This is a genomic window from Vibrio sp. 1874 (genome assembly GCF_033344395.1).
GTDB lineage: Bacteria > Pseudomonadota > Gammaproteobacteria > Enterobacterales > Vibrionaceae > Vibrio > Vibrio alginolyticus.
In genome coordinates, this window is sequence record NZ_JAWPOR010000009.1 from 96921 (window position 1) to 116500 (window position 19580).

The 19580-nt window shown below is 43.7% G+C and carries 22 protein-coding genes; 12 read left to right on the forward strand and 10 right to left on the reverse strand.

Annotation, left to right across the window (positions count from 1 at the left end; all coding sequences use genetic code 11):
- Positions 1–20 precede the first annotated feature (20 nt).
- Complete coding sequence (locus tag R8N46_RS16275) at positions 21–866, forward strand: DNA ligase (protein WP_213972490.1); 846 nt, start codon at positions 21–23, stop codon at positions 864–866.
- 15 nt (positions 867–881) lie between these two features.
- Here the strand turns inward: R8N46_RS16275 and R8N46_RS16280 are convergent, their stop codons facing one another.
- Positions 882–1880: a DUF3080 domain-containing protein gene (locus tag R8N46_RS16280; protein WP_213972491.1), complete on the reverse strand. Its 999-nt coding sequence runs from the start codon at positions 1878–1880 to the stop codon at positions 882–884.
- Between the two features lie 134 nt (positions 1881–2014).
- Positions 2015–3385, reverse strand: a complete 1371-nt coding sequence (locus R8N46_RS16285; protein ID WP_005377626.1) for an MATE family efflux transporter — start codon at positions 3383–3385, stop codon at positions 2015–2017.
- Between the two features lie 392 nt (positions 3386–3777).
- Here R8N46_RS16285 and R8N46_RS16290 point away from each other — a divergent pair, with 392 nt between their 5' ends.
- A complete protein-coding gene (locus tag R8N46_RS16290) occupies positions 3778–4389 on the forward strand; it encodes a riboflavin synthase (protein WP_053303079.1) in 612 nt (203 codons plus the stop codon).
- A 75-nt stretch (positions 4390–4464) separates the two neighbouring features.
- Here R8N46_RS16290 and R8N46_RS16295 read toward each other — a convergent pair whose 3' ends face one another.
- On the reverse strand, positions 4465–4659 hold the full coding sequence (locus R8N46_RS16295) for a CPXCG motif-containing cysteine-rich protein (protein ID WP_017634925.1): 195 nt from the start codon (positions 4657–4659) through the stop codon (positions 4465–4467).
- Between the two features lie 253 nt (positions 4660–4912).
- Positions 4913–5779 (reverse strand): fructosamine kinase family protein, encoded by an 867-nt coding sequence (locus R8N46_RS16300; RefSeq protein ID WP_005377623.1) that lies wholly within the window; start codon positions 5777–5779, stop codon positions 4913–4915.
- A gap of 224 nt (positions 5780–6003) precedes the next feature.
- On the opposite strand from R8N46_RS16300, the gene R8N46_RS16305 reads away from it, so the two are divergent.
- The 3 genes from R8N46_RS16305 (at position 6004) to R8N46_RS16315 (ending at position 8475) form a co-directional block, all read left to right on the forward strand.
- Positions 6004–6978: a response regulator gene (locus tag R8N46_RS16305; RefSeq protein ID WP_021033872.1), complete on the forward strand. Its 975-nt coding sequence runs from the start codon at positions 6004–6006 to the stop codon at positions 6976–6978.
- Positions 6978–7940, forward strand: coding sequence for a GGDEF domain-containing protein (locus tag R8N46_RS16310; protein ID WP_025766666.1), 963 nt, complete (start codon positions 6978–6980; stop codon positions 7938–7940). The genes R8N46_RS16305 and R8N46_RS16310 overlap by 1 nt, the downstream gene beginning before the upstream one ends.
- 190 nt (positions 7941–8130) lie before the next feature.
- Positions 8131–8475, forward strand: coding sequence for a DUF3802 family protein (locus R8N46_RS16315; protein WP_005377620.1), 345 nt, complete (start codon positions 8131–8133; stop codon positions 8473–8475).
- Positions 8476–8520: 45 nt separating this feature from the next.
- Here R8N46_RS16315 and R8N46_RS16320 read toward each other — a convergent pair whose 3' ends face one another.
- Positions 8521–9015, reverse strand: coding sequence for an NlpC/P60 family protein (locus R8N46_RS16320; RefSeq protein ID WP_025766665.1), 495 nt, complete (start codon positions 9013–9015; stop codon positions 8521–8523).
- A gap of 134 nt (positions 9016–9149) precedes the next feature.
- On the opposite strand from R8N46_RS16320, the gene R8N46_RS16325 reads away from it, so the two are divergent.
- The 5 genes from R8N46_RS16325 to R8N46_RS16345 all read left to right on the forward strand — a co-directional run bounded on the left by R8N46_RS16325 (position 9150) and on the right by R8N46_RS16345 (position 13044).
- On the forward strand, positions 9150–11168 hold the full coding sequence (locus R8N46_RS16325; protein WP_213972493.1) for a methyl-accepting chemotaxis protein: 2019 nt from the start codon (positions 9150–9152) through the stop codon (positions 11166–11168).
- 207 nt (positions 11169–11375) lie between these two features.
- The gene (locus R8N46_RS16330) at positions 11376–11795 is read left to right on the forward strand and encodes an NUDIX domain-containing protein (RefSeq protein ID WP_054574143.1); all 420 of its coding nucleotides are present in this window, start codon (positions 11376–11378) and stop codon (positions 11793–11795) included.
- On the forward strand, positions 11785–12198 hold the full coding sequence (locus R8N46_RS16335) for an NUDIX hydrolase (RefSeq protein WP_053307087.1): 414 nt from the start codon (positions 11785–11787) through the stop codon (positions 12196–12198). Before R8N46_RS16330 ends, R8N46_RS16335 begins: the two co-directional genes overlap by 11 nt.
- 198 nt (positions 12199–12396) lie before the next feature.
- Entirely contained in the window at positions 12397–12777 is a 381-nt protein-coding gene (locus R8N46_RS16340; protein ID WP_005377611.1) for a hypothetical protein, read from the forward strand.
- A 48-nt stretch (positions 12778–12825) separates the two neighbouring features.
- Positions 12826–13044, forward strand: coding sequence for a hypothetical protein (locus tag R8N46_RS16345; protein WP_054579285.1), 219 nt, complete (start codon positions 12826–12828; stop codon positions 13042–13044).
- A gap of 103 nt (positions 13045–13147) precedes the next feature.
- On the opposite strand, the gene R8N46_RS16350 is transcribed toward R8N46_RS16345, so the two are convergent.
- Positions 13148–13963 carry a sterol desaturase family protein gene (locus R8N46_RS16350; protein WP_031777247.1) on the reverse strand — a complete coding sequence of 272 codons (816 nt, stop codon included), beginning with the start codon at positions 13961–13963 and terminating at the stop codon, positions 13148–13150.
- A 140-nt stretch (positions 13964–14103) separates the two neighbouring features.
- Between R8N46_RS16350 and R8N46_RS16355 the strand changes: the two genes are divergently transcribed.
- Together R8N46_RS16355 and nagK are read left to right on the forward strand one after the other, a co-directional pair.
- On the forward strand, positions 14104–14853 hold the full coding sequence (locus R8N46_RS16355) for a tRNA-uridine aminocarboxypropyltransferase (protein WP_137281986.1): 750 nt from the start codon (positions 14104–14106) through the stop codon (positions 14851–14853).
- A gap of 175 nt (positions 14854–15028) precedes the next feature.
- Positions 15029–15937: an N-acetylglucosamine kinase gene (gene nagK / locus R8N46_RS16360; RefSeq protein ID WP_005377586.1), complete on the forward strand. Its 909-nt coding sequence runs from the start codon at positions 15029–15031 to the stop codon at positions 15935–15937.
- 203 nt (positions 15938–16140) lie between these two features.
- Here the strand turns inward: nagK and R8N46_RS16365 are convergent, their stop codons facing one another.
- The 4 genes from R8N46_RS16365 to R8N46_RS16380 all read right to left on the reverse strand — a co-directional run bounded on the left by R8N46_RS16365 (position 16141) and on the right by R8N46_RS16380 (position 19541).
- The gene (locus tag R8N46_RS16365; protein WP_005377584.1) at positions 16141–16407 is read right to left on the reverse strand and encodes a DUF2960 domain-containing protein; all 267 of its coding nucleotides are present in this window, start codon (positions 16405–16407) and stop codon (positions 16141–16143) included.
- Positions 16408–16481: 74 nt separating this feature from the next.
- A complete protein-coding gene (locus R8N46_RS16370; protein ID WP_053303075.1) occupies positions 16482–18260 on the reverse strand; it encodes a bifunctional molybdopterin-guanine dinucleotide biosynthesis adaptor protein MobB/molybdopterin molybdotransferase MoeA in 1779 nt (592 codons plus the stop codon).
- On the reverse strand, positions 18257–18844 hold the full coding sequence (gene mobA, locus R8N46_RS16375; protein WP_005377572.1) for a molybdenum cofactor guanylyltransferase MobA: 588 nt from the start codon (positions 18842–18844) through the stop codon (positions 18257–18259). The genes R8N46_RS16370 and mobA overlap by 4 nt, the downstream gene beginning before the upstream one ends.
- Positions 18822–19541, reverse strand: coding sequence for an energy-coupling factor ABC transporter ATP-binding protein (locus R8N46_RS16380; RefSeq protein ID WP_025766658.1), 720 nt, complete (start codon positions 19539–19541; stop codon positions 18822–18824). Before R8N46_RS16380 ends, mobA begins: the two co-directional genes overlap by 23 nt.
- Between the last annotated feature and the right edge of the window lie 39 nt (positions 19542–19580).

Sequence of the window (19580 nt, forward strand, 5' to 3'; positions counted from 1 at the left end):
TTTTTGTACAAGGTCTTCTTATGCCATTAAAAATGACATTAATTGCGCTGGCTGTTATGGCAGCGTCTTCACAGCTTCAAGCGGATACTTCTCTCGCACCACCAGCTTCTCTTGCACAAAGCTATCAGGATGGCATTGATGTGTCTGAATATTGGTATAGCGAAAAACTTGATGGTGTTCGCGCTTATTGGACTGGGCAACATCTCGTGACGAGAAATGGTAATCGAATCTACGCCCCAGATTGGTTTACAGGACCTTTGCCTGATTATCCGTTGGACGGTGAACTTTGGGCTGGGAGAGGTAACTTCCATCTTGTTCAGCAAACGGTATTAGATAAAACTCCTGTAGAGTCTGCTTGGCGACATATCGACTTTATGATCTTTGATATGCCATATTCCGCTGGTGATTATCGGAAGCGTTATTACAACATCAAAGATTTAGTGCTTGAAGTCGACCAGCCTCATATCAAATATGTCGAGCATCGAGCGATTCAAAATGAAGCTCATCTGTTTACACAGTTGGATAAAATTTCAATATCCGACGGTGAAGGGGTGATGTTGCGGAAGGTATCAAGCCGCTATCAGGCTGGACGCGGTAGTGATTTGCTTAAACTAAAACGATACGCAGATGATGAAGCGTTAGTTGTGGGTTATAAGCCAGGAACAGGGCGCTTATTAGGTATGATGGGAGCAATGTTAGTTCGCTTACCAAATGGCATTGAGTTTTACATCGGTAGCGGATTTACCGATGAAGTGCGTCGCCAGCCTCCGAAAATTGGTTCAACCATTACATTTAGATATAACGGTTTTACACATACTGGTAAACCACGTTTTGCTCGATTCTTGCGTGAAAGGCTGAAGGAATAGAACGCTCTGCACTTACTAGTTGCCAACGGTTACGCCACATCGTTTGAAGAGACCCTGCCAAAACTGAACGTGGTTTAGGGTTTCTTGCCTAAATGTCCTATGTGCCTCAATTATGCCATACTGGTGACCATGGAGTTGCATACGGTTCTCCACCAAAGTGGCACCATCATTAAGTTGTTGATAGGTACTGTCTAAATAAGCCAAATAAGGTTGCACTTCTTCAACGTAAATGGATTGAAAGACATTTCTTAAGTAGCGGAACTGGGTGGTGTCTCTGTTCGGCCCGCACAATACATTGCTCTGGTTCTGCTCAAGTAGCTGAGTTGTCGCTTTTAACCAAAGGGATGTGTTTACCATTGAATAGTAAAGTCGTCCGAGTAAACGAGATTTCTCTAACTCTTCTTGATATTGCGTAACTTCCACATCGGGTAGACGTGAGACCGCGCGGTGGGGTAAATCATACATTTCGCTGAAAATACGATAGACATCGTTAATGCGTGCAATATCATTCGTCGTGTCTTGAGATAGCCAATCAGAGGCAGTTAGTTGCTTCTGCATGGCATCACTTACGAGTAGTAAGTTGTCGAGATGAATGTCTAAATGTTGCCACTTGGTTGAGTAAAGCTCTGTCAATGTCGCGCGTTCTTCATCGCTAAGTGGAAATTCGGATAAACATCGATGCATGACTCTTAAAAGGGCAGTTTGATAATCAAAATCATGAAAGGCATCCTGCACCTTTCCAAGTTGCGAGTTTTTCTCAGCAAGTAAATTGAAGAGTCCGCACTGTCGTAATTGATAGCTCTCTAGCAGGCCAATAGATAGCCTTGGCAATGGCTCGAACAAAACGCGTTTCGCAGGAATCGTTACCGTAGACTGTAATTCTATTGGAATAGCAGGAACGTCCAATACATTGGCTACACGTTGATGATACTTATCAAACATGGCGTTCTCTGGATTGAACCAGTTATCACAACCATTAAGAATCAAGATTAAGAACAATAAAATAGACCGCACAAATATCCTTTTTTATAACTTCGTATCCGTTGTCTAGAGAGCAAAATCAACCGCTTCGTAATCTTGTTATAAGTATACTCAACCGTGTGATTATTCGATCAAAAAAGCCAGCGGATGCTGGCTTTTTTTACTTTTTATTGAACTGAAAAGTTCAATTGCACTTCTGGCTCTTGGCGATGCATCCAACGCATTCTGACGCCTAACATAAAGGCCGCAGAAGATAGGCCGATGATAAAACCAAGCCAGAAGCCTTGTGCTCCCATTGGCTCAACAATCCAGTCTGTACGGCCAAGGACGTAACCAATTGGCAAGCCAAGAATCCAATAAGCAATAAAAGTACGGTTGAAGATGGCTCGCATGTCTTTATAGCCGCGTAATGCACCAGCTGCGATCACTTGAACCGCATCCGTACATTGATAAACAGCGGCAAACACGAGCAGGTGCATCGCTAGAGTGATTACCTCTGGGTTGCTAGTATAAAGCTCGGCGATCCACTCACGAGACAAGACGGTTAAAATCGCTGTGAGAACGGACAATGCTAGACCAACCATAATGCCGACTCGTGACGCTACGCGCGCGCCATCGACGTTTTCTTCACCAAGTCGATGGCCGACACGAATGCTTACTGCTGCACCAATACTCATTGGTAGCATAAATACCAACGAGGAGAAGTTAATCGCGACTTGATGCGCTGCCACAATGATAGGACCCAGTGGTGAAACGAGCAGTGCAACAACAGCAAACAGTGTCACTTCAAAAAACAGCGCTGCTGCAACAGGAAAGCCGAGCTTGAATAGACGAACTTGCGCTTTCCATTGTGGGCGATGCCATTCTCCAAATAGGTTGATGCTTTTCAACCGCTCTGATGTCATCACATACAGCAATAGCATGGCAAACATGACCCAGTAAACAATCGTGGTTGCGACACCACATCCAACACCGCCTAATTCAGGTGCACCAAACTTGCCGTACACGAAAATCCAGTTTAGAGGAATGTTGAGCAGCAAACCGATAAAGCCAATAACCATTGCCGGTTTCGTCAATGACATACCATCCGTAAAGCTTCTAAGCGTTTGGAAAAGTAAAAAAGCGGGTACTGCTAGTATAACGGCATGAATGTATCCCACCGTTTTTTCAGCCATCAGTGCTTCAACATCCATCAGCCCGAGAATAAACTGGGTTTGAAGCAGGACTGCAATTATCGGCACACTGATCAGCAATGCCAAAACGACGCCTTGCTGAATTTCAAACGGGATTTTCACTCGACGACCAGAGCCATTTAACTGTGCGACAACAGGGACCAATGCCATTAATAAACCCACCCCAAACAAAATGGATGGTAGCCAAATACTTGAAGCGACAGAAACCGCAGCCATGTCGGTGGCGCTAACGCCGCCAGCCATTACGGTATCAACAAACCCCATACCAGTTTGAGCGACAGATGCGATCAATACCGGGGTCGCCAATTTGATAAGACTTGATGCTTCTTCTTTATAGCGATGCACGAAAAATACTCCAGAGCGGAACAATAAGTTGAAAGAATGAGAGTACTCGAGGGCAAAAGATGTGGTGAACGGATCTGATGGTTGATTTTAGTCACGATAAGGTGAAAAAATGCCTCGGAGAAACTCCGCGCAAATGATAAACAATTGTATGTTTATATTCCATAGCTAGGTAGTGAATAGTCGATAACACTGACTGGACGCTCTCCACGCTAAGGATACGCTTTTACTGAGAACAGCAGCGAATCATGGTAATGTTGAAGCATGCATGAGAACAAACCAGTGTTCATTAAGCCATGGCTTTATCGCCTGAGGTCTTTATTTCCGACCTGTAGCGCAGTGTTTAGGGCTTAGTCTTCGACTACAGTTGGTATTAAATCAATAGGTAAAAAGAAATGTTTACAGGAATAGTTCAGGGTACGGCGAAGGTCGTTAAAATTGATAAAAAAGAACGCTTTCAAACGCACGTTGTCGAGTTAAGCGATGAACTTTGTAAAGGGTTAGAAATTGGTGCATCCGTTGCACACAACGGATGTTGTCTAACTGTGACTAAGATCGAAGGCAACCTTACCAGTTTTGATTTAATGCAAGCGACATTGGCTCTTACTAATTTAGGTCGGCTGGTGGAAGGGGATAGCGTAAACATTGAGCGCGCGGCTAAGTTTGGTGACGAAATAGGCGGGCATAGCATGTCTGGTCATATTAGTTTAACGGCAGATATTGTCGATATCATCGATACGCCCAATAACCGCACGATTTGGTTCCAACTGCCGCAAGAATCAATGAAATATGTATTAGCGAAAGGTTACATTGGTTTAGATGGCTGCTCGCTAACTATTGGTGAAGTTGAAGCGTGTCGTTTTTCAGTACACCTAATTCCAGAAACCTTGCAGCGAACGCTTTTCGGAGTGAGACAAGTAGGGGAGCGTGTTAATATTGAGTTTGATCCTCAGACTCAAGCAATTGTTGATACTGTTGAGCGCGTTCTTGCAGCAAAACAGCTTTAGAATGAGAAAAAGGAGCCTAGTGCTCCTTTTTCATTTAAGCGTTTTTATATTTCTGATGTTCACATGCTCGAGCTGTTATTCGTAATTGTCATCGATAAATAGTTCGACCTTATCTTGTAACTCATCCACTCGCATATTTAGGTGGATAGCGTGGCAACAAGCTGGGCAATCATCATAAAACTCTTGGTCACCATTACTTGCATCCAATGTAATGCCGATAGAGTGTCCGCAATGCGGGCACTTTACATACCTTTCGGTATAATTTTTCATACAACAACTCCTAATCTCGCAGGGCTTTTAAACACACTATTCATCAAGGAAGTACAGCCCTTTACTTACTTTGCCTACAAGGAAAATAGGCACAATCCAAAGTTAAGTCTCCTTTGATATTAGGTCGAGTTGTTGCTAATTGAGTCGAAATAAGTACAAAACTTGACCCCAAACTCAACCTTGAGCTTAGGGTGATCTTCTGTAGTGATGTGCCTCGAGATTTTACATCTTGAAATATGCAGTGGCTTCCAAATTAATAAGAAATGATTTTATTAATAACCAGTTGAGCCTGTTCCAAGTAATGGCCGCCAAACAAATTACAATGGTTGAGAACATGGTAAAGGTTATAGATATCTTTACGTTCCTCATAGCTTGAAGAAAGTGGCATAACCGATTCGTAGCCTTGATAAAATTCTGGTTGAAATCCACCAAAAAGCTCTGTCATCGCAATATCACACTCCCTGTCCCCCCAATAGCACGCAGGATCGTAACAGATAGGACCGAATGCAGTGAGTGCCGCATTTCCATTCCATAAATCGCCATGCAACAAAGAAGGTTCCGGAGCATGGTTTGCTAGCCGCTGTTTTACGACATCGATAAAGTCATCGATATCAACCAAGGTGACGCCTTTTTCTTTAAGGAGCTGTAATTGCCAACCTATGCGTTGCTCAGCAAAGAATACACACCATTTCTTGTGCCATTTATTGGGCTGTAGAGTCGAACCGAGATAGTTGTCGGTATCAAAACCAAACTCTTTTTGCTCGCCCCACTGGTGTAGGTGAGCTAATTGCTGCCCAAATTTAAAGCTGTTGGGACCATCTTCTAATGGTTTCGTTGGAAGGTAGTTAAGAATTAGGAATGAGGCATTTTTGGTTTTACCAACCAATACCACCTCAGGTACAAATAGGGTGGATGTTTCACGCAAAAGATGCAGGCTTTCAGCTTCTACCTCAAATTTAGACAAAAACTCGCGATCGTTAATTTTCACAAAATAACGTTGCTCGCCATCATTGATCATGTAGCTTTCACTGATATCCCCACCAGACAGCCTTACTTTTTCCGTGATCTGGTAATCGAACAATAAAGTATCAGAAAGCTGTTGCGATATTGCTTGCCACATACAAAACCTCGCGAATCTATTTGACCACCAATAGTTTAGGATAAATAGCAGGGAGTTGGCGCTATGTTGAGCATACTTAGTGAAGAAACCTTCCTCTTAGTGCAGTCAATTTGTATAAATGTGAATCAAATCGCTTATAAGCCTCTGATTTGTTGGCTTAGCATATGGAGATGAACGTTTACAACAGGTATTATGATTTTTTTGACGTTAGTTCCATTGGTGGCATGAAAATACTGATATGTGATGACTCAGCTGTTGCAAGAAAGCTTATTGCGCGTTCTATCGTACAAGATACATCATTGCATCTTATTGAAGCGCAAGATGGTTATGAGGCGCTTAATATTCTTGCTGAGCAAAATATCGATATTTTGTTTCTCGATTTAACGATGCCCATAATGGATGGTTTTGAGGTCCTCGAATCATTACCTGTTAGTCAGTACCCGACCAAAATCGTCATTATTTCTGGAGATGTTCAACAAGAGGCAAAACAGCGCTGTCTCGATCTTGGTGCTCAAGCTTTTATCGCTAAGCCTCTGACAGAAGAGCAGGTGCTCCCACTATACGAACAATTAGGGCTGCATTATGCGTTCAAACCTAGTCATTCGGTTGATTCTAAAAACCAGGGTTGCGAAGAGCTTTCCTTACTAGCCAAATTCCGTGAAATTGCGAACATTGCCCTTGGTAAAGGGGCTGCGATTATGGCTGACCATTTACATGAGTTCATCCAACTTCCTGTTCCTCATGTTGGACCTTTGTCCTACGGCGAGCTTCATATGACACTGGTTGATGTGGTTGGGCGTGACAGTTCCGTTGCGGTAGCGCAGAGGTTTGTCGGTGGCGGTATTCACGGGGAGGCACTGGTGTGCTTACGTGGTAGGGATATCAATCAGATTGGGGAAAAATTAGGTTACCTCCTTGAGTTTACGCCTCATAATGAAATCATCTTGAATATCTCTAACCTACTGGTTTCGTCATTTCTCACGTCGTTAGGCGATCAACTCGACAAGCAGTTCTCACTTCGTCAGCCAGGCATTGTGGATACCTTAACACCTTATTGTGAAGAGCAAGGCGAGTTGGGTGAGCTCTTTACTATCGAATACACCTACATGGCAGAAGCGCTCGATTTCGAGTGCGAGGTACTGTTTTTAATTGATAAGCCATCCGTAGAAATTATCTATGAAATCATGGAGCTAATCTAATGTCCGATATCACGCTGGACATAGCAGACTTTCATTGGGTCACACAAATTCTCGATACGATGGATTCAGGGCTTATTGTTTTGGATCAAGAGTATAAAGTGTGTGTGTGGAACAGTTTTATGCAGTCATACAGTGGCGTTCTATCACAAGAAATTCTTGGTGAATGTTTATTTGAGCATTTTGAAGAGCTGCCAAGAACTTGGCTAGAAACCAAGATAAAAGCTGCCGCCGATCTGGAAACTCGTTCTTTTTCTAGCTGGGAAAACCGACCGTACCTTTTTAAGTTCAACAATTTTTCTCCGGTTTCAAACAGCAGTGATTTTATGTATCAAGATATCGTGATCACGCCGTTAATTGGGCTTTCAGGAGAGGTCAGCCACATAGCGATTCAAGTCAATGATGTTTCTGAAACTGCGAGAAATCGCATTCATTTGAAAGAAACAAATCAACATTTGTCGGAAATCAGTCGCAAAGATGGTTTAACAGGTTTATTTAATCGCGCTTATTGGGAGCAATCATTGAAAGATGAGTTTGCTCACTTAAAAGTTATCGACGGACCATGCTCATTAGTAATATTCGATATCGACCACTTTAAGAAGGTGAATGATACTTATGGTCACCCGACAGGGGACGAAGTCATTCGTCGAACCTCTGCCTTGTTGAGAAAAACAGCAAGAAGCAGTGACATCTGCGGTCGTTTTGGTGGTGAAGAGTTTACGGTACTACTTCCTCACACAAACCAGGAGCAAGCTTGCTATTTCGCAGAGCGTTTGCGCAAAAGAATTGAGCAAGAGATCGTGAAAGTGGAAGATTTTTTGATTAATTACACGATAAGTATTGGTGTTTGCGAGTATAAGCCTTATTTTGAAACTCACACTCAATGGTTAAAGAGTGCCGATGCTGCGCTGTATCGTGCAAAAGAAAATGGTCGTAACCAAACCTGTTTGCATGAAAATGACTGAAATATAAAAAGGTTTGAAGAAACCCTGTATCCGAATTCAGTGAAGCAAAGCTCAATTGTTTGAAAATCATCCAGTTGGTTCGTGAATGTTTGTTAATATGAAATAAGTTAATGAAATTTTCTCGGCATGTCTTACTATTGAAACTATTCTGCTTTCAGCTTCGAAGGCTTGCAATAAACGGAGAAAAACAGTGGTTTTAGAAACCGATGGATATCTCGCTCTTATCGAGCACTTGTCTCTAAATCTAGATATTTTTACGACCGAAATTGGCGACACTGGATCCGAAAGCATCGAAGATGTTGTCACCGATATGGTGGCTTCAAACATCATGGCGATTTTTGAGCAAAATCCAGAACTTCACTCGAGCGTACGCTTCAAATTGTTGAAAGAGGCTGATGCAGTTGTTGAAGATCTTGGTGAGATATTGGCTGGGGTATGGCATAAAAAAGCGACCAATGAACAGATCACGTTCCTTGATGAATACATCGCTCTGGTCAAAAATCTGTTCGATAATGCTGTTGCGACTTACGACTGATATTGTTTTAACTTACAGCAATGTCCGGTTAAAGAGTGAGAGGAGTTACATTGTAACTCTTCTTATTTGCCAAAACTTAGATGCCCAGTATGGGTTGTCGATTCTTGAAATAATCACACCTCTAGACGTCGATGCATGCATGAACTGCTTGTTACCCAAGTAAATTCCGACATGATAAGTTGTACGTCTTGTTTTAAAAAACACTAGATCCCCTTGCTTGGCATCCGTCCAACTTAACTCCACACCTTGCTTTGATTGCTGCCTCGTTGTCCTTGGTAACGAGAGCTGATAAGCCTCAATAAACGCTTTTTGTACAAATGCTGAGCAATCAATTCCAGATTTCTGTGTCCCGCCTAAGCGATAAGGCGTGCCGTGCCACTCTGTGTAAAAGTCGAACAAGTCAGGGTTGTCCGACAATAGCTGATTTGTAGGTGCTGTCACCTGTGCTTGCTCACTAGGCTCAGGCCCAGAAGAGCAGGCGCTTAGTAGCACACTGATTATCAAAGGAAAATATACTCGACGCAAATCACCACCTGTCATCTCTATGACTCACAACTGAAATATTAGTGTCATAACCAATCCATAGTATGGGCTGCAAATCACGGTTTTGTCTCACAAATGTGACGGAATCACTGCAGAACCGATTCAACCTTAAGAAAGAATAAAAATTGATTATGGCAAAGCGAAAACGCTCACGCACATCACTTTCACTGATTCAGGCTGTCAGTGCAACATTTTTAACTATCATTGCTCTTGTTATAGCCCTTTCTGTCTCAAGTTTCAAAGGAATGGAACAGGTAGGGGAACAATTTGAAGACTTGTCGCAAAAAGCATTACCAATCGCGATGGCAAACGCAAAGTTAACCAGGAATGTATTGGAGATGGTTAAGCTACTCAACCATGGTATGCAGATTACTGAGCCGAAAGAGTTGCCTCTCATAAAAGAGCAAATCGACTCTCTTGCAACTCAAAGCACAACTTTGGTTGTGAAAGCGTCTGGTGTAGCTCAGCAACTCTCGGAGGAGTTAGACACCAAACTAGCGCGTTTACATAACATCACGCAGTCCATTTTGTTGAAGCAATCTTCGGTGATACAAATTCAAATGGATATTGATGCCGCTGTTGGTGGTTTTCGCTATGGGCTTAGCTCTATCGGCCCGGAAATGAATCGAATCAGTTCGTTCCTTAGTGCTGATAATCCTGAGTCGAGCGATGCCGCTAACCGTTTCATTGCTTCTGCAAGCTCAATGGAAAGTACGTTCTTAGTCATGATGATGCACTCAGAATTAAACAAAGCCGAAAAAGAATACCGAGAAATGCGAAATCGCATAGCAGGTATTAAACTCGCCTATGAAGACTTCCAATCTTTTCATCCTGAAGTAAGTGAATATGCAAGCTTAACCGCACCATATGAGATGGTGAAACAAGGCTTTAGTGAAAAGGGCGTGCTGCGTTTGATCCTCGCCAAACTAGAACAAGGGGAATTGCAACGTTCAGAGTTTAAACAGGCTTCGATGCTTGCGGATGAAACCATGCGGTTACTTGATCAAATCTCCCAAACCGCTGGTCAGTTGATCGATGAAAAAGAGCGGGTGGTCAACGAGACCATTGAATCGGTGAGCGTTGTGCTCGTGTTTGCGGCGTGTGTGATTTCTTTTATTATTCTGGTTACTTGGTTTAGTCTCAAGTCATGGACAAACCGAGGGTTAAGGAATGTACTAACGCGTCTTTCAGCACTTACCGAACATGATTTTCGTGACAAGGCAGAAGAAGTCGGCCCTTATGAGCTGAAAGAAGTAGCACGAAAGTTGAATCAAGTAATCGATTCCACACACGACTCCATTCAAACGGTGACGCGCAATTGTGAAACGCTTTATCAGACGGCAGAAGTAAGTCACAGTGCAGCCGAACAAACAAGTGATGGGTTGGCAACACAAAATGAAGCGTTGTCTAGTATGATCACGACCATAACGCAGCTTGAAGCCTCTATTCGTGAAATAGCAATGGTGACAAATGCATCTTCACAGGACTCGCTCCTTGCAACCCAGCACACTGAAAAAGGGGTTCAAGTCGTGGAACAAAACCGCGAACGTTTGGAGTCATTAGAAAGCTCTTTGGATGTAAATGAACAGTCAATGTTAGAGCTAGACCAGCGTGTAAAACAGATTCGTGAAATGGTCGATATGATCAGTGGGATCGCGGACAACACCAACTTACTTGCTCTCAACGCAGCAATAGAGGCTGCCCGTGCTGGTGAGCAAGGGCGTGGATTTGCGGTTGTCGCTGATGAAGTTCGCAAACTTGCAAGTGATACCTCTCAACAAACTACGAACATCCGAGAAATGATGAGCGAGCTTATTACTGCCGCAGAGCGTTCGCGCCAAGCAGTTAATGATTCAAGAGAAGAAATGACCCACGCGCTAAAGTCCGGCAATGAAGTGAAATCGACATTCTCTGATATCAACCTCGCGGTTAAGTACATTCAAGAACGTGTTGAGCAAATCTCAGTTGCTACAGAAGAACAAGAACGAGCGACGGCAGATGTATCTCAATCCATCACACATATTTCTGATCTTGGCGAACGCACAAAGCTGCAGCTTGAGTCTATGGTTGAGAGTTCTGAGCAAGTGGCGGAAATTGCTGGGCACCAGCAAGCAATGCTGCACAAGTATGAGCTTCATCAGACTAAGTAAATGAGATGTTTCCACCGACTAAAAGCAGAACCTCGGTTCTGCTTTTTTGTTACGGCTACTCATTTAATGGCTCCTATTTGCATTGCAAAAGTGAGTTACATCTCATCTCGTTCATTTCTAAAGGGTTTAGTTATCACAACGTGATGTTAATGCTTTGTTCGAGGGACTCGTTGACTAGAATGTCGCCAGAATTCAAAGGAATGAATCATGCAGTTATCACAAAGAGCCAGCCTCATACTAGTTAATCATCACCAAGAACTTTTGCTTATCCATCGCGTTCGAAACGACAGACAGTATTGGGTTTTCCCTGGAGGCAGTGTTGAAGCAGGTGAGGAACCTGTTGAAGCTGCTAAAAGAGAAGCGCGGGAAGAAACCTCAATAGAACTTGGTTCGGTTAAGAAAGTTTTGGAACTCGAAAATCAAGGTCGCTTAGAAACCTATTTTCTTTCTTATGTAGGGAACTTAAAAGTGAAACTAGGGAGTGGGCCAGAGCAAATCAGAAAATCAGATGTTAATCAGTACCATTTGAAGTGGGTGCGTGTAGAGCAACTTCACTCGATTTCTTTATATCCAGAGAAAGCTAAAGCCTTTTGCTTGAACCATAAGGAGTGGTTTTGTGATCGATAAAGTTTGCCCCGTCGTTCTACGTAATCAAAATCAAGAGATCCTACTTTTTAAACATCCGTTGGCGGGTGTTCAGCTCGTCAAGGGCACTGTTGAAGTGTTTGATGAAAGTTACATCATAGCGGCCAAGCGGGAGCTCGCTGAGGAGTCTGGTATCACACATGTTCGTTCCGCACGATATTTATGCTCATGGGACAGTGGCTTTCAAAATCAAGTATGGCATTTTGTTTTGTGTGAGTGTGCTGACCTCGCTAATTCATGGCTGTTTCATACGCAAGACGATGGTGGACATGATTTCGCGTTCTTCTGGCACGATGTCGAGAGCGGCCTTCCCGCGAATGCACATACTGTGTTTCAGCGCGGGCTGGAAAAGGTACGAGAGTTGATAAACCAAGGCGTGATTTAAAGGAGGATTCTGTCGTTGCATTGGCGGATTTGGGACAATGACAAAGCAAACACTATGCTAAATAAAGAAGGTAGAGCAGCCGTTTCTGTTCTCATCGTGTTGATAATGGCACTGTCGATCTCAAAAATGGCGATGGGATTACAAATGTTTAAGTGACTTCTATATGCTTTGCTCATTCATTCAGATAAGGAAACGGTAATGGATAAATTCGTCGTGTTTCTCTTATGCCTTTTTATGACAGTTGGCGGAGTGGTTCATCTTTATGACAACATTGTTGGTGGCTTTTTACCTTACGATTTTGCGCCACGCTGGTTGAATATGTATTGGAGCGCTTTGGGACTATTGGACTTATTAGCAGCGTATCTATTGGTCAAGCATCGCCGCTCTGGCCTAGTCGTTATGTTATTGATTCTTATAACCAATGTTATCTTTAGTTCCCACGCTCACTATACATTAGAAATATTAGATAACAACGTCGCCCTACAAATGAAGACACTGTTTTTAGGGTTCTCATTTGGGGTATCTATCTGGTTATGGAATGCGCGAAAACATAGTCAATCGCGCCAAATATTTCGTTAATTATTATTTTCACAACACTCGATTAAGGATTGTAAACAGGGACTCGTTATGAACGATTTTAAAGACTTGGCCAGTTTTGCTGGTTTCAGCGTACTGACAGGTTTGAGCTTTGCCACCACTTTCTTCAGCCTTGCTTTTCTATACAGCTCAATGGAGGCACAGCAAGTAATGAACACCAATGCTTTGGCATGTGCAGTGCTTGGTGTTGTTGGTTTATTTGTTGGTATTACTCAGTTAAACAAAAAGCGTCAGCTAGCAGAAAACTAATCTGTTCTTACACATCATGAGGATGAAGTAGTGTTTAACAGGGGTTTAGGCTTGGTCTATTCGTTTTGTTGACATACTTCATCCAACAATATTTTTTCAACCATTACTTCTTCTCTTTATTGTAGCGAAAGGGCTGCGTTAACAGCTTATCTAATCTTTGCTCTTCTTCGTCTCTAATTTCCGGCACACCAATAACAACATCTTCATGACCCAACTTAGGCTGAGCTCGGTATGTCCCAAAAAAGCGGTCCCAAACTGAAAGGAAAAAACCAAAGTTTGAGTGGGTCTCTTTTACTATCACTGAATGGTGCACGCGATGCATGTCTGGTGTAACGATGACGTTTCGCAGTTTTTGGTCCATAGATAAAGCCAGTTTTGCATTACTGTGATTAAACATCGCGCTCGCATTAAGCACAATTTCAAATACCACAATTCCGATAGGTGAAACACCTAAGATAAACACGGCTGCAATTTTTACTCCCATTGAAATGATTATTTCGAAGGGATGAAAGCGTGCGCCTGTGGTGACGTCTATGTCGAGATCGGCGTGATGCATTCGGTGAATCTTCCACAGCGGTTTTACATGATGAAAGACAACATGCTGAGCGTAAATGACGAAATCAAGCAAAATGACGGTTAGAAAAATATTTAACCAAGCGGGGAGGGACAGAATATTCAGCAGCCCCCATTGTTGCTCCTGAGCTATGACCGCAGCTTGAAAGGCGGCGATAGGCATGATTAAAGCAATAACTAGGCTGTTAAAAGCAACCAATGACAAGTTATTGACCCAGCGAAACCTGCGCGAAGCGGTCAGTGTTTTTCTAGGCAATTTGTTCTCCCAAATGGCACAAAGCAATAATACGCCAAGGAAAAAGCCTAATCTGAGCCATGAGGGTTCTTGAAATGTCGTTTCTGTCACTGTCATTCCCTTATTTATTTCTTTATCTATGACCGAGATAAGAGTGAAATTATTTCAACACACTGCTGATGGGCTTATCTTGAGGCGAAACCATAATATCAGTAGAATCGCGCTCTACTTTTTACTTGGCATTACTTACCATGAGAATTCACGCTTTCCACCGTTTATATCAGTACCGACAATCTATCTCAACCAAGCCTTTCAACGCGCGTGGATGTAAAGTGGTTCGTTGCCAATATTGCCAGGTTTCTGAGCAACACTGTTTGTGCGACCTTCAGCCAAACATCAAGGCCAATATTGCATGTATGTTGATTGTTTCTGAAAACGAAGTGTTTAAGCCAAGTAATACCGGTCGTCTAATCGCTGATACGATTCAAGAGACTTACGTGTATCAATGGAACCGAACAGAACCGTCTGAAGAGATGCTCGCGCTACTACAGGATGACAGCTACCAACCGGTGATTGTATTTCCTGCAGACTATGTGGATGATCCCTCTCGTTTAATTGAAGATCTAGAGCCAGCGCGATTGGTAAAAGAAGATGTCGAGAACAAAAAATGGTTGCTGATCTTTATTGATGGTAGCTGGCGTGAGGCCCGAAAGATATTCCGTCGTTCTGATTTTCTTAAATCTTTGCCTGTGCTTTCCATTGAGCCGGAATCTCTGTCTGAATACATCATGCGCCGCTCCGAGAATGAGCAGCATCTTTCAACCGCCGAAGTCGCGACATTAGTTTTAAAACAAGCTGGTGAGCCTAAAGCTGCGGAATGCCTTCAATTGTGGTTTGAAGCCTTCAGAGAAACTTACATGCTGAGCAAGACTCGAGTCAAAAACGACCCTAACCAGCCACACTTGAAACGTTTCAAAGAGTGGATGAAAACCGAGAGCTGACTCTAAGGAATGAGCTTTTGTTGATGGTATGTTGTTCAACTGGCTTCGGTGAGGGGATAAATCTGCATTCGGTCACGGTTTGCAGGCGTACAGATATGGATAATGCCATCAGTTTATACTTTTGACTCTAGCCATTTTTGAGAGTCGTTTGAAGCATTTTTTAGGAGAGAAATACATGTATTACGGCTTTGATGTCGGTGGCACTAAAATTGAATTTGGTGCATTTAACGAGAAGCTTGAGCGTGTAGCGACGGAACGTGTACCTACACCAACAGACAACTACGAGCTGCTGGTTGATACCATTGCGGAATTGGTGAACAAATACGATACAGAGTTTGGCTGCGAAGGTACGATTGGTCTTGGCTTGCCAGGTATGGAAGACGCCGATGATGCAACGGTACTAACAGTTAACGTTCCTGCGGCAAAAGGCAAACCACTTCGTGCTGATCTGGAAGCTAAAATCGGTCGCAGCGTAAAAATTGAAAACGATGCAAACTGTTTCGCGCTTTCTGAAGCGTGGGACGAAGATCTTCAAGATGAACCATCTGTACTAGGTTTGATCCTTGGTACTGGTTTTGGCGGTGGCTTTATCTACGAAGGTAAAGTATTCTCTGGCCGCAACCACGTAGCGGGTGAGGTGGGTCACACACGTCTTCCTATCGACGCATGGTTCCACCTGGGTGAAAACGCACCATTACTTGGCTGTGGCTGTGGCAACAAAGGCTGTTTAGATAGTTACCTATCTGGTCGTGGTTTCGAGCTTCTTTACGCGCATTACTACGGCGAAGAGAAGAAAGCGATCGACATTATTAAAGCGCACGCAGAGGGTGAAGAGAAAGCAGTAGAGCACGTCGAGCGCTTTATGGAGCTGCTAGCAATCTGCTTTGCAAACCTGTTTACTGCAACAGACCCACACACCGTTGTACTTGGTGGAGGCTTATCTAACTTCGAATTGATTTACGAAGAGATGCCAAAACGCATCCCTAAACACTTATTGTCTGTAGCTAAGTGTCCTAAGATCATCAAAGCAAAACACGGTGATTCAGGTGGTGTACGCGGCGCTGCGTTCTTAAACATCAAGTAGTGACTGAAACCTTACTCGATACAAAGTAAGAAGAAATTTAAAGCCCCGTTTAGACCATCAAGGTAAAACGGGGCTTTTACTTGTATATCGAAGTAACTTATATACCCAAGTAACTTCTATATGCTTGGGTATAGAGCACGAAAAAAAAATAGCATGCATAAAAAACTCGCGACGAATCGCGAGTTTTCTGTTTGCAGATAAGCTTATTTGTTCTTTTTGCCTACGCCTAGGTTTTCTTTTTGAGCTAGGGTGATTTTACTAAAGCCTAATTTTCTGAAGTAGTTGTCGCGGTAGTTGCGCACTGCTTTAGTGTCAGACACTGCTTCGATTTGTTGCTCCATCTTTAGGAACTCAGTGATATCGATACCTTCTGCCTCGGCAACTGCTTCTTGAATGTTGCGGTGTTGCTGGTATGAGAATGTCAGTTCTTTGTCTTGGTCTTTGTAAGTGTAAAGAATGGTGCGAGCCATAGCTGTCTCTCTGAAAAGGTTTCTGTATTAAACAAAAAGGCCAGACTCGCTGACCTTTGAATTTCTAGTTTGAGCTAGATTCTGCCTTGAAGTGGGATAATTGTCACGCTTTCTCCCGCTTTTACTGTATCAATAGCTGGGGAGATTTCGATCAAACAGTTTGCCTCACTCATTGAGCGCAAAATACCAGAGCCTTGCTTGCCTGTTGTACGAACGGTTAAACGGCCAGTTGCATCCAGTTCATAGACGCCACGGCTAAACTCGGTACGACCTTGTCGAGAGCGAAGGTTTTCAGTCGCGATGGCATTCACTTTCAGAGGCTTCCAGCCTTGTTCGCCTTGCATCTTACGCAGTGCAGGCTCGACAAAGTTGATGAATGAAACCATCACGGCAACAGGGTTGCCCGGCAGACCAAAGAACGGCTTGTTGTTGATTTGACCAAACGCTAATGGACGTCCCGGACGCATGTTGATTCGCCAAAAATCTATTTGACCAAGTTTATCCAAGGCAAGTTTGATGTAATCCGCATCACCAACAGATACGCCACCAGAAGTCATAACCACGTCCGCTTGCGCCGATGCGTTTTCCAACGCTTCAATCATTAACTTTTCGTTGTCTTCCAGAATACCGAAGTCCAAGATCTCGCAGCCGAGCTTTTCAAGCATGCCCATGATGGTAAAACGGTTGGAATCGTAGATAGAATTCGCTTTTTGCTCTGTTCCCGGCGCTTGTACTTCGTCACCGGTGGAGAACACGGCAACTTTCACTTTGCGGAACACATTCGCTTCACCAAAACCAAGCGAAGCGATCATGCCCATTTCTGGAGAGGCTAGGCGAGTGCCTGCGGTAAAGACGTCACTGCCGATAGCGAGATCTTCACCTGCTTGACGAACGTTTTGGCCTGCTTTGATATTCGCACCGTTAAAGGTGACCTTGTCACCTTCTTGAGAGGCTTGCTCACGCATGACCACTGTGTCGCCGTTACGTGGTGTTGGTGCGCCAGTCATGATCTTCACCGCTTGACCAACGTCCAGAGGTTGATCGTAAGCATGACCCGCCATCACTTCAACAACCACTTGGTAGCTATCACGGTCAACATCATCACTGCGGATGGCATAACCGTCCATCGCGGAGTTGGTGTATTGCGGCACATTTACTGGTGAAACGATATGTTCCGCAAGAACGCGGCCATAGGCGTTTTCAATCTTGCATGCTTCTATTTCCGAAACCGTGTTCACCAAAGAAAGGATTTTCTCTTGGCCTTGAACCACAGAAAGGAAAGCAGGAGAAAGTGTGTCGCAACATGCGGCTTCTTTCTCTTTGTTTTTTGGTGCTTTCGCTTCTTGAACATACTGAATAACGAACTGAGCAATCGCTTCAAGATCATTGATGTTCATTTGTGGCAGTTCAGAGTCCAACTCGCCGCCGTCTGAAGCGATAGCGATGATGTTTTCATCGTTTGGATAAAGCCAAGGCTTGCCGACTTCTTCACGGTGCAATTCGATTTTAGGAAACGCGATGTTTTTGCAGCCTTCGACCAAAACCACATCAAGCATGTCTTCATCAAAACGTGTTAATAGGAATTCAAACTCCGCTTCGGCTTCTGGCGTTTCTGTCATTAACGCAAAACGGTTGCGAGAAGCAATCAGCATTTGAGATGCGCCAGCTTTGCGTAAACGGTAGCTGTCTTTACCCGGCTTATCGACATCGAAGTTGTGGTGCGCATGTTTTAGCATGCCAATGCGTAAACCTGCTTCGGTCAGCTTTGGCAATAGGGCTTCAAGTAGCGTGGTTTTGCCTGTGCCTGAATAAGCTGCAAAACCAAGAATAGGAATGTTTAGCGTGTGTTTCATGATTCTAATTGTCCAAATTGCGCCAGTTCTTCCGGAGTGTTCAAGTTGACGAAACAGTTTGGTGAGTCGCTAAAGTCAACGTAACTGGTGTTGCACTCTTTGTAGAGCAGAATGATTTTGCGGTCGCCACGTTCTAAAAACGCGGTGAGTTTTGGCAGTACGCGCTTGTGGTAGAGCGTAAAAACAGGTTGCTGATGGTCACCATCATGCGCGACCAAAATATCGCTGTCTTCTTTGACAAACTGGCAGAAACGCTCGACAAGGTCGGTGTTAATTTGTGGACTATCGCAAGGTACAAATCCGACCCAGTCAGTTTCAGCATGCATCAAACCCGCGTGAATACCGCCCATAGGCCCAGGGAAATCTTTGAATTGATCACTAAATACGAAACCAAATTTGCTGTACGCATCTTGGTTTCGGTTGGCATTAATTAAAATGCGTGGAGTTTGTGGAGATAAACGTTCAATAACGTGTTCGATGAGTGGCTTCTGATTTAACTCAATCAGACCTTTATCTTTTCCACCCATACGGCTGGCTTGGCCACCAGCCAAAATGACCCAACTAGTTTGTGTTGGTTGAAGCATATGCATTCTCTTGGGATGTTTCTTTTGGTATGACATACAACAGAGGAGACTCTATCAAAGTCTTGTCTTTAATCCACCACTGTTTTTTACATAAGTCGGTCAGTGCGTTGGCCTGATGGCTTGTCACCACGATACTGGAACCACGATCCAAAAGATCTTTCGCCATCACTACCAATCGTTCAATGGATTCTTGGTCTAAAGACGCACTTGGCTCATCCATCAATAAAATCGACGGCTTTAAGATCCAAGCCCTTGCCATGGCAACGCGCTGTTTTTCACCGCCGGACAACACGGAAATATGTTCGTCCGCTAAGGTTTCTAAACCTACCATGCGCAGCGCGTGAATAACTTGAGCTCGCTTATCTTTTTGCGTATCTTGTTGATATTTCACTCCATAGACTACGTTTTCATATACAGTGCCGTCAAAAAGGTAAGGGGATTGATGGAGATAAATCACATCGACACGACCATTGCGACGCGTCAGTCTTTTCAGCCACGTATCTTTTGGCGCAACAACATCGCCAGTAGAGGGTTTGAGCAAGCCAGCAAGGATTTTGAGTAGGGTAGTTTTGCCCACACCATTGTCACCCTTGAGATAAATGGCATCATTTGGGCCGATGGCTAACTCAGGGATGTGGAAAAGCACACGCTCTTTAAAGCGCATGGATAACTGTTCGGCGGTGATTTTTATAGTCATAATTCGCCTCGACATGGGGTTAATGGTGAGTCGTTTGTT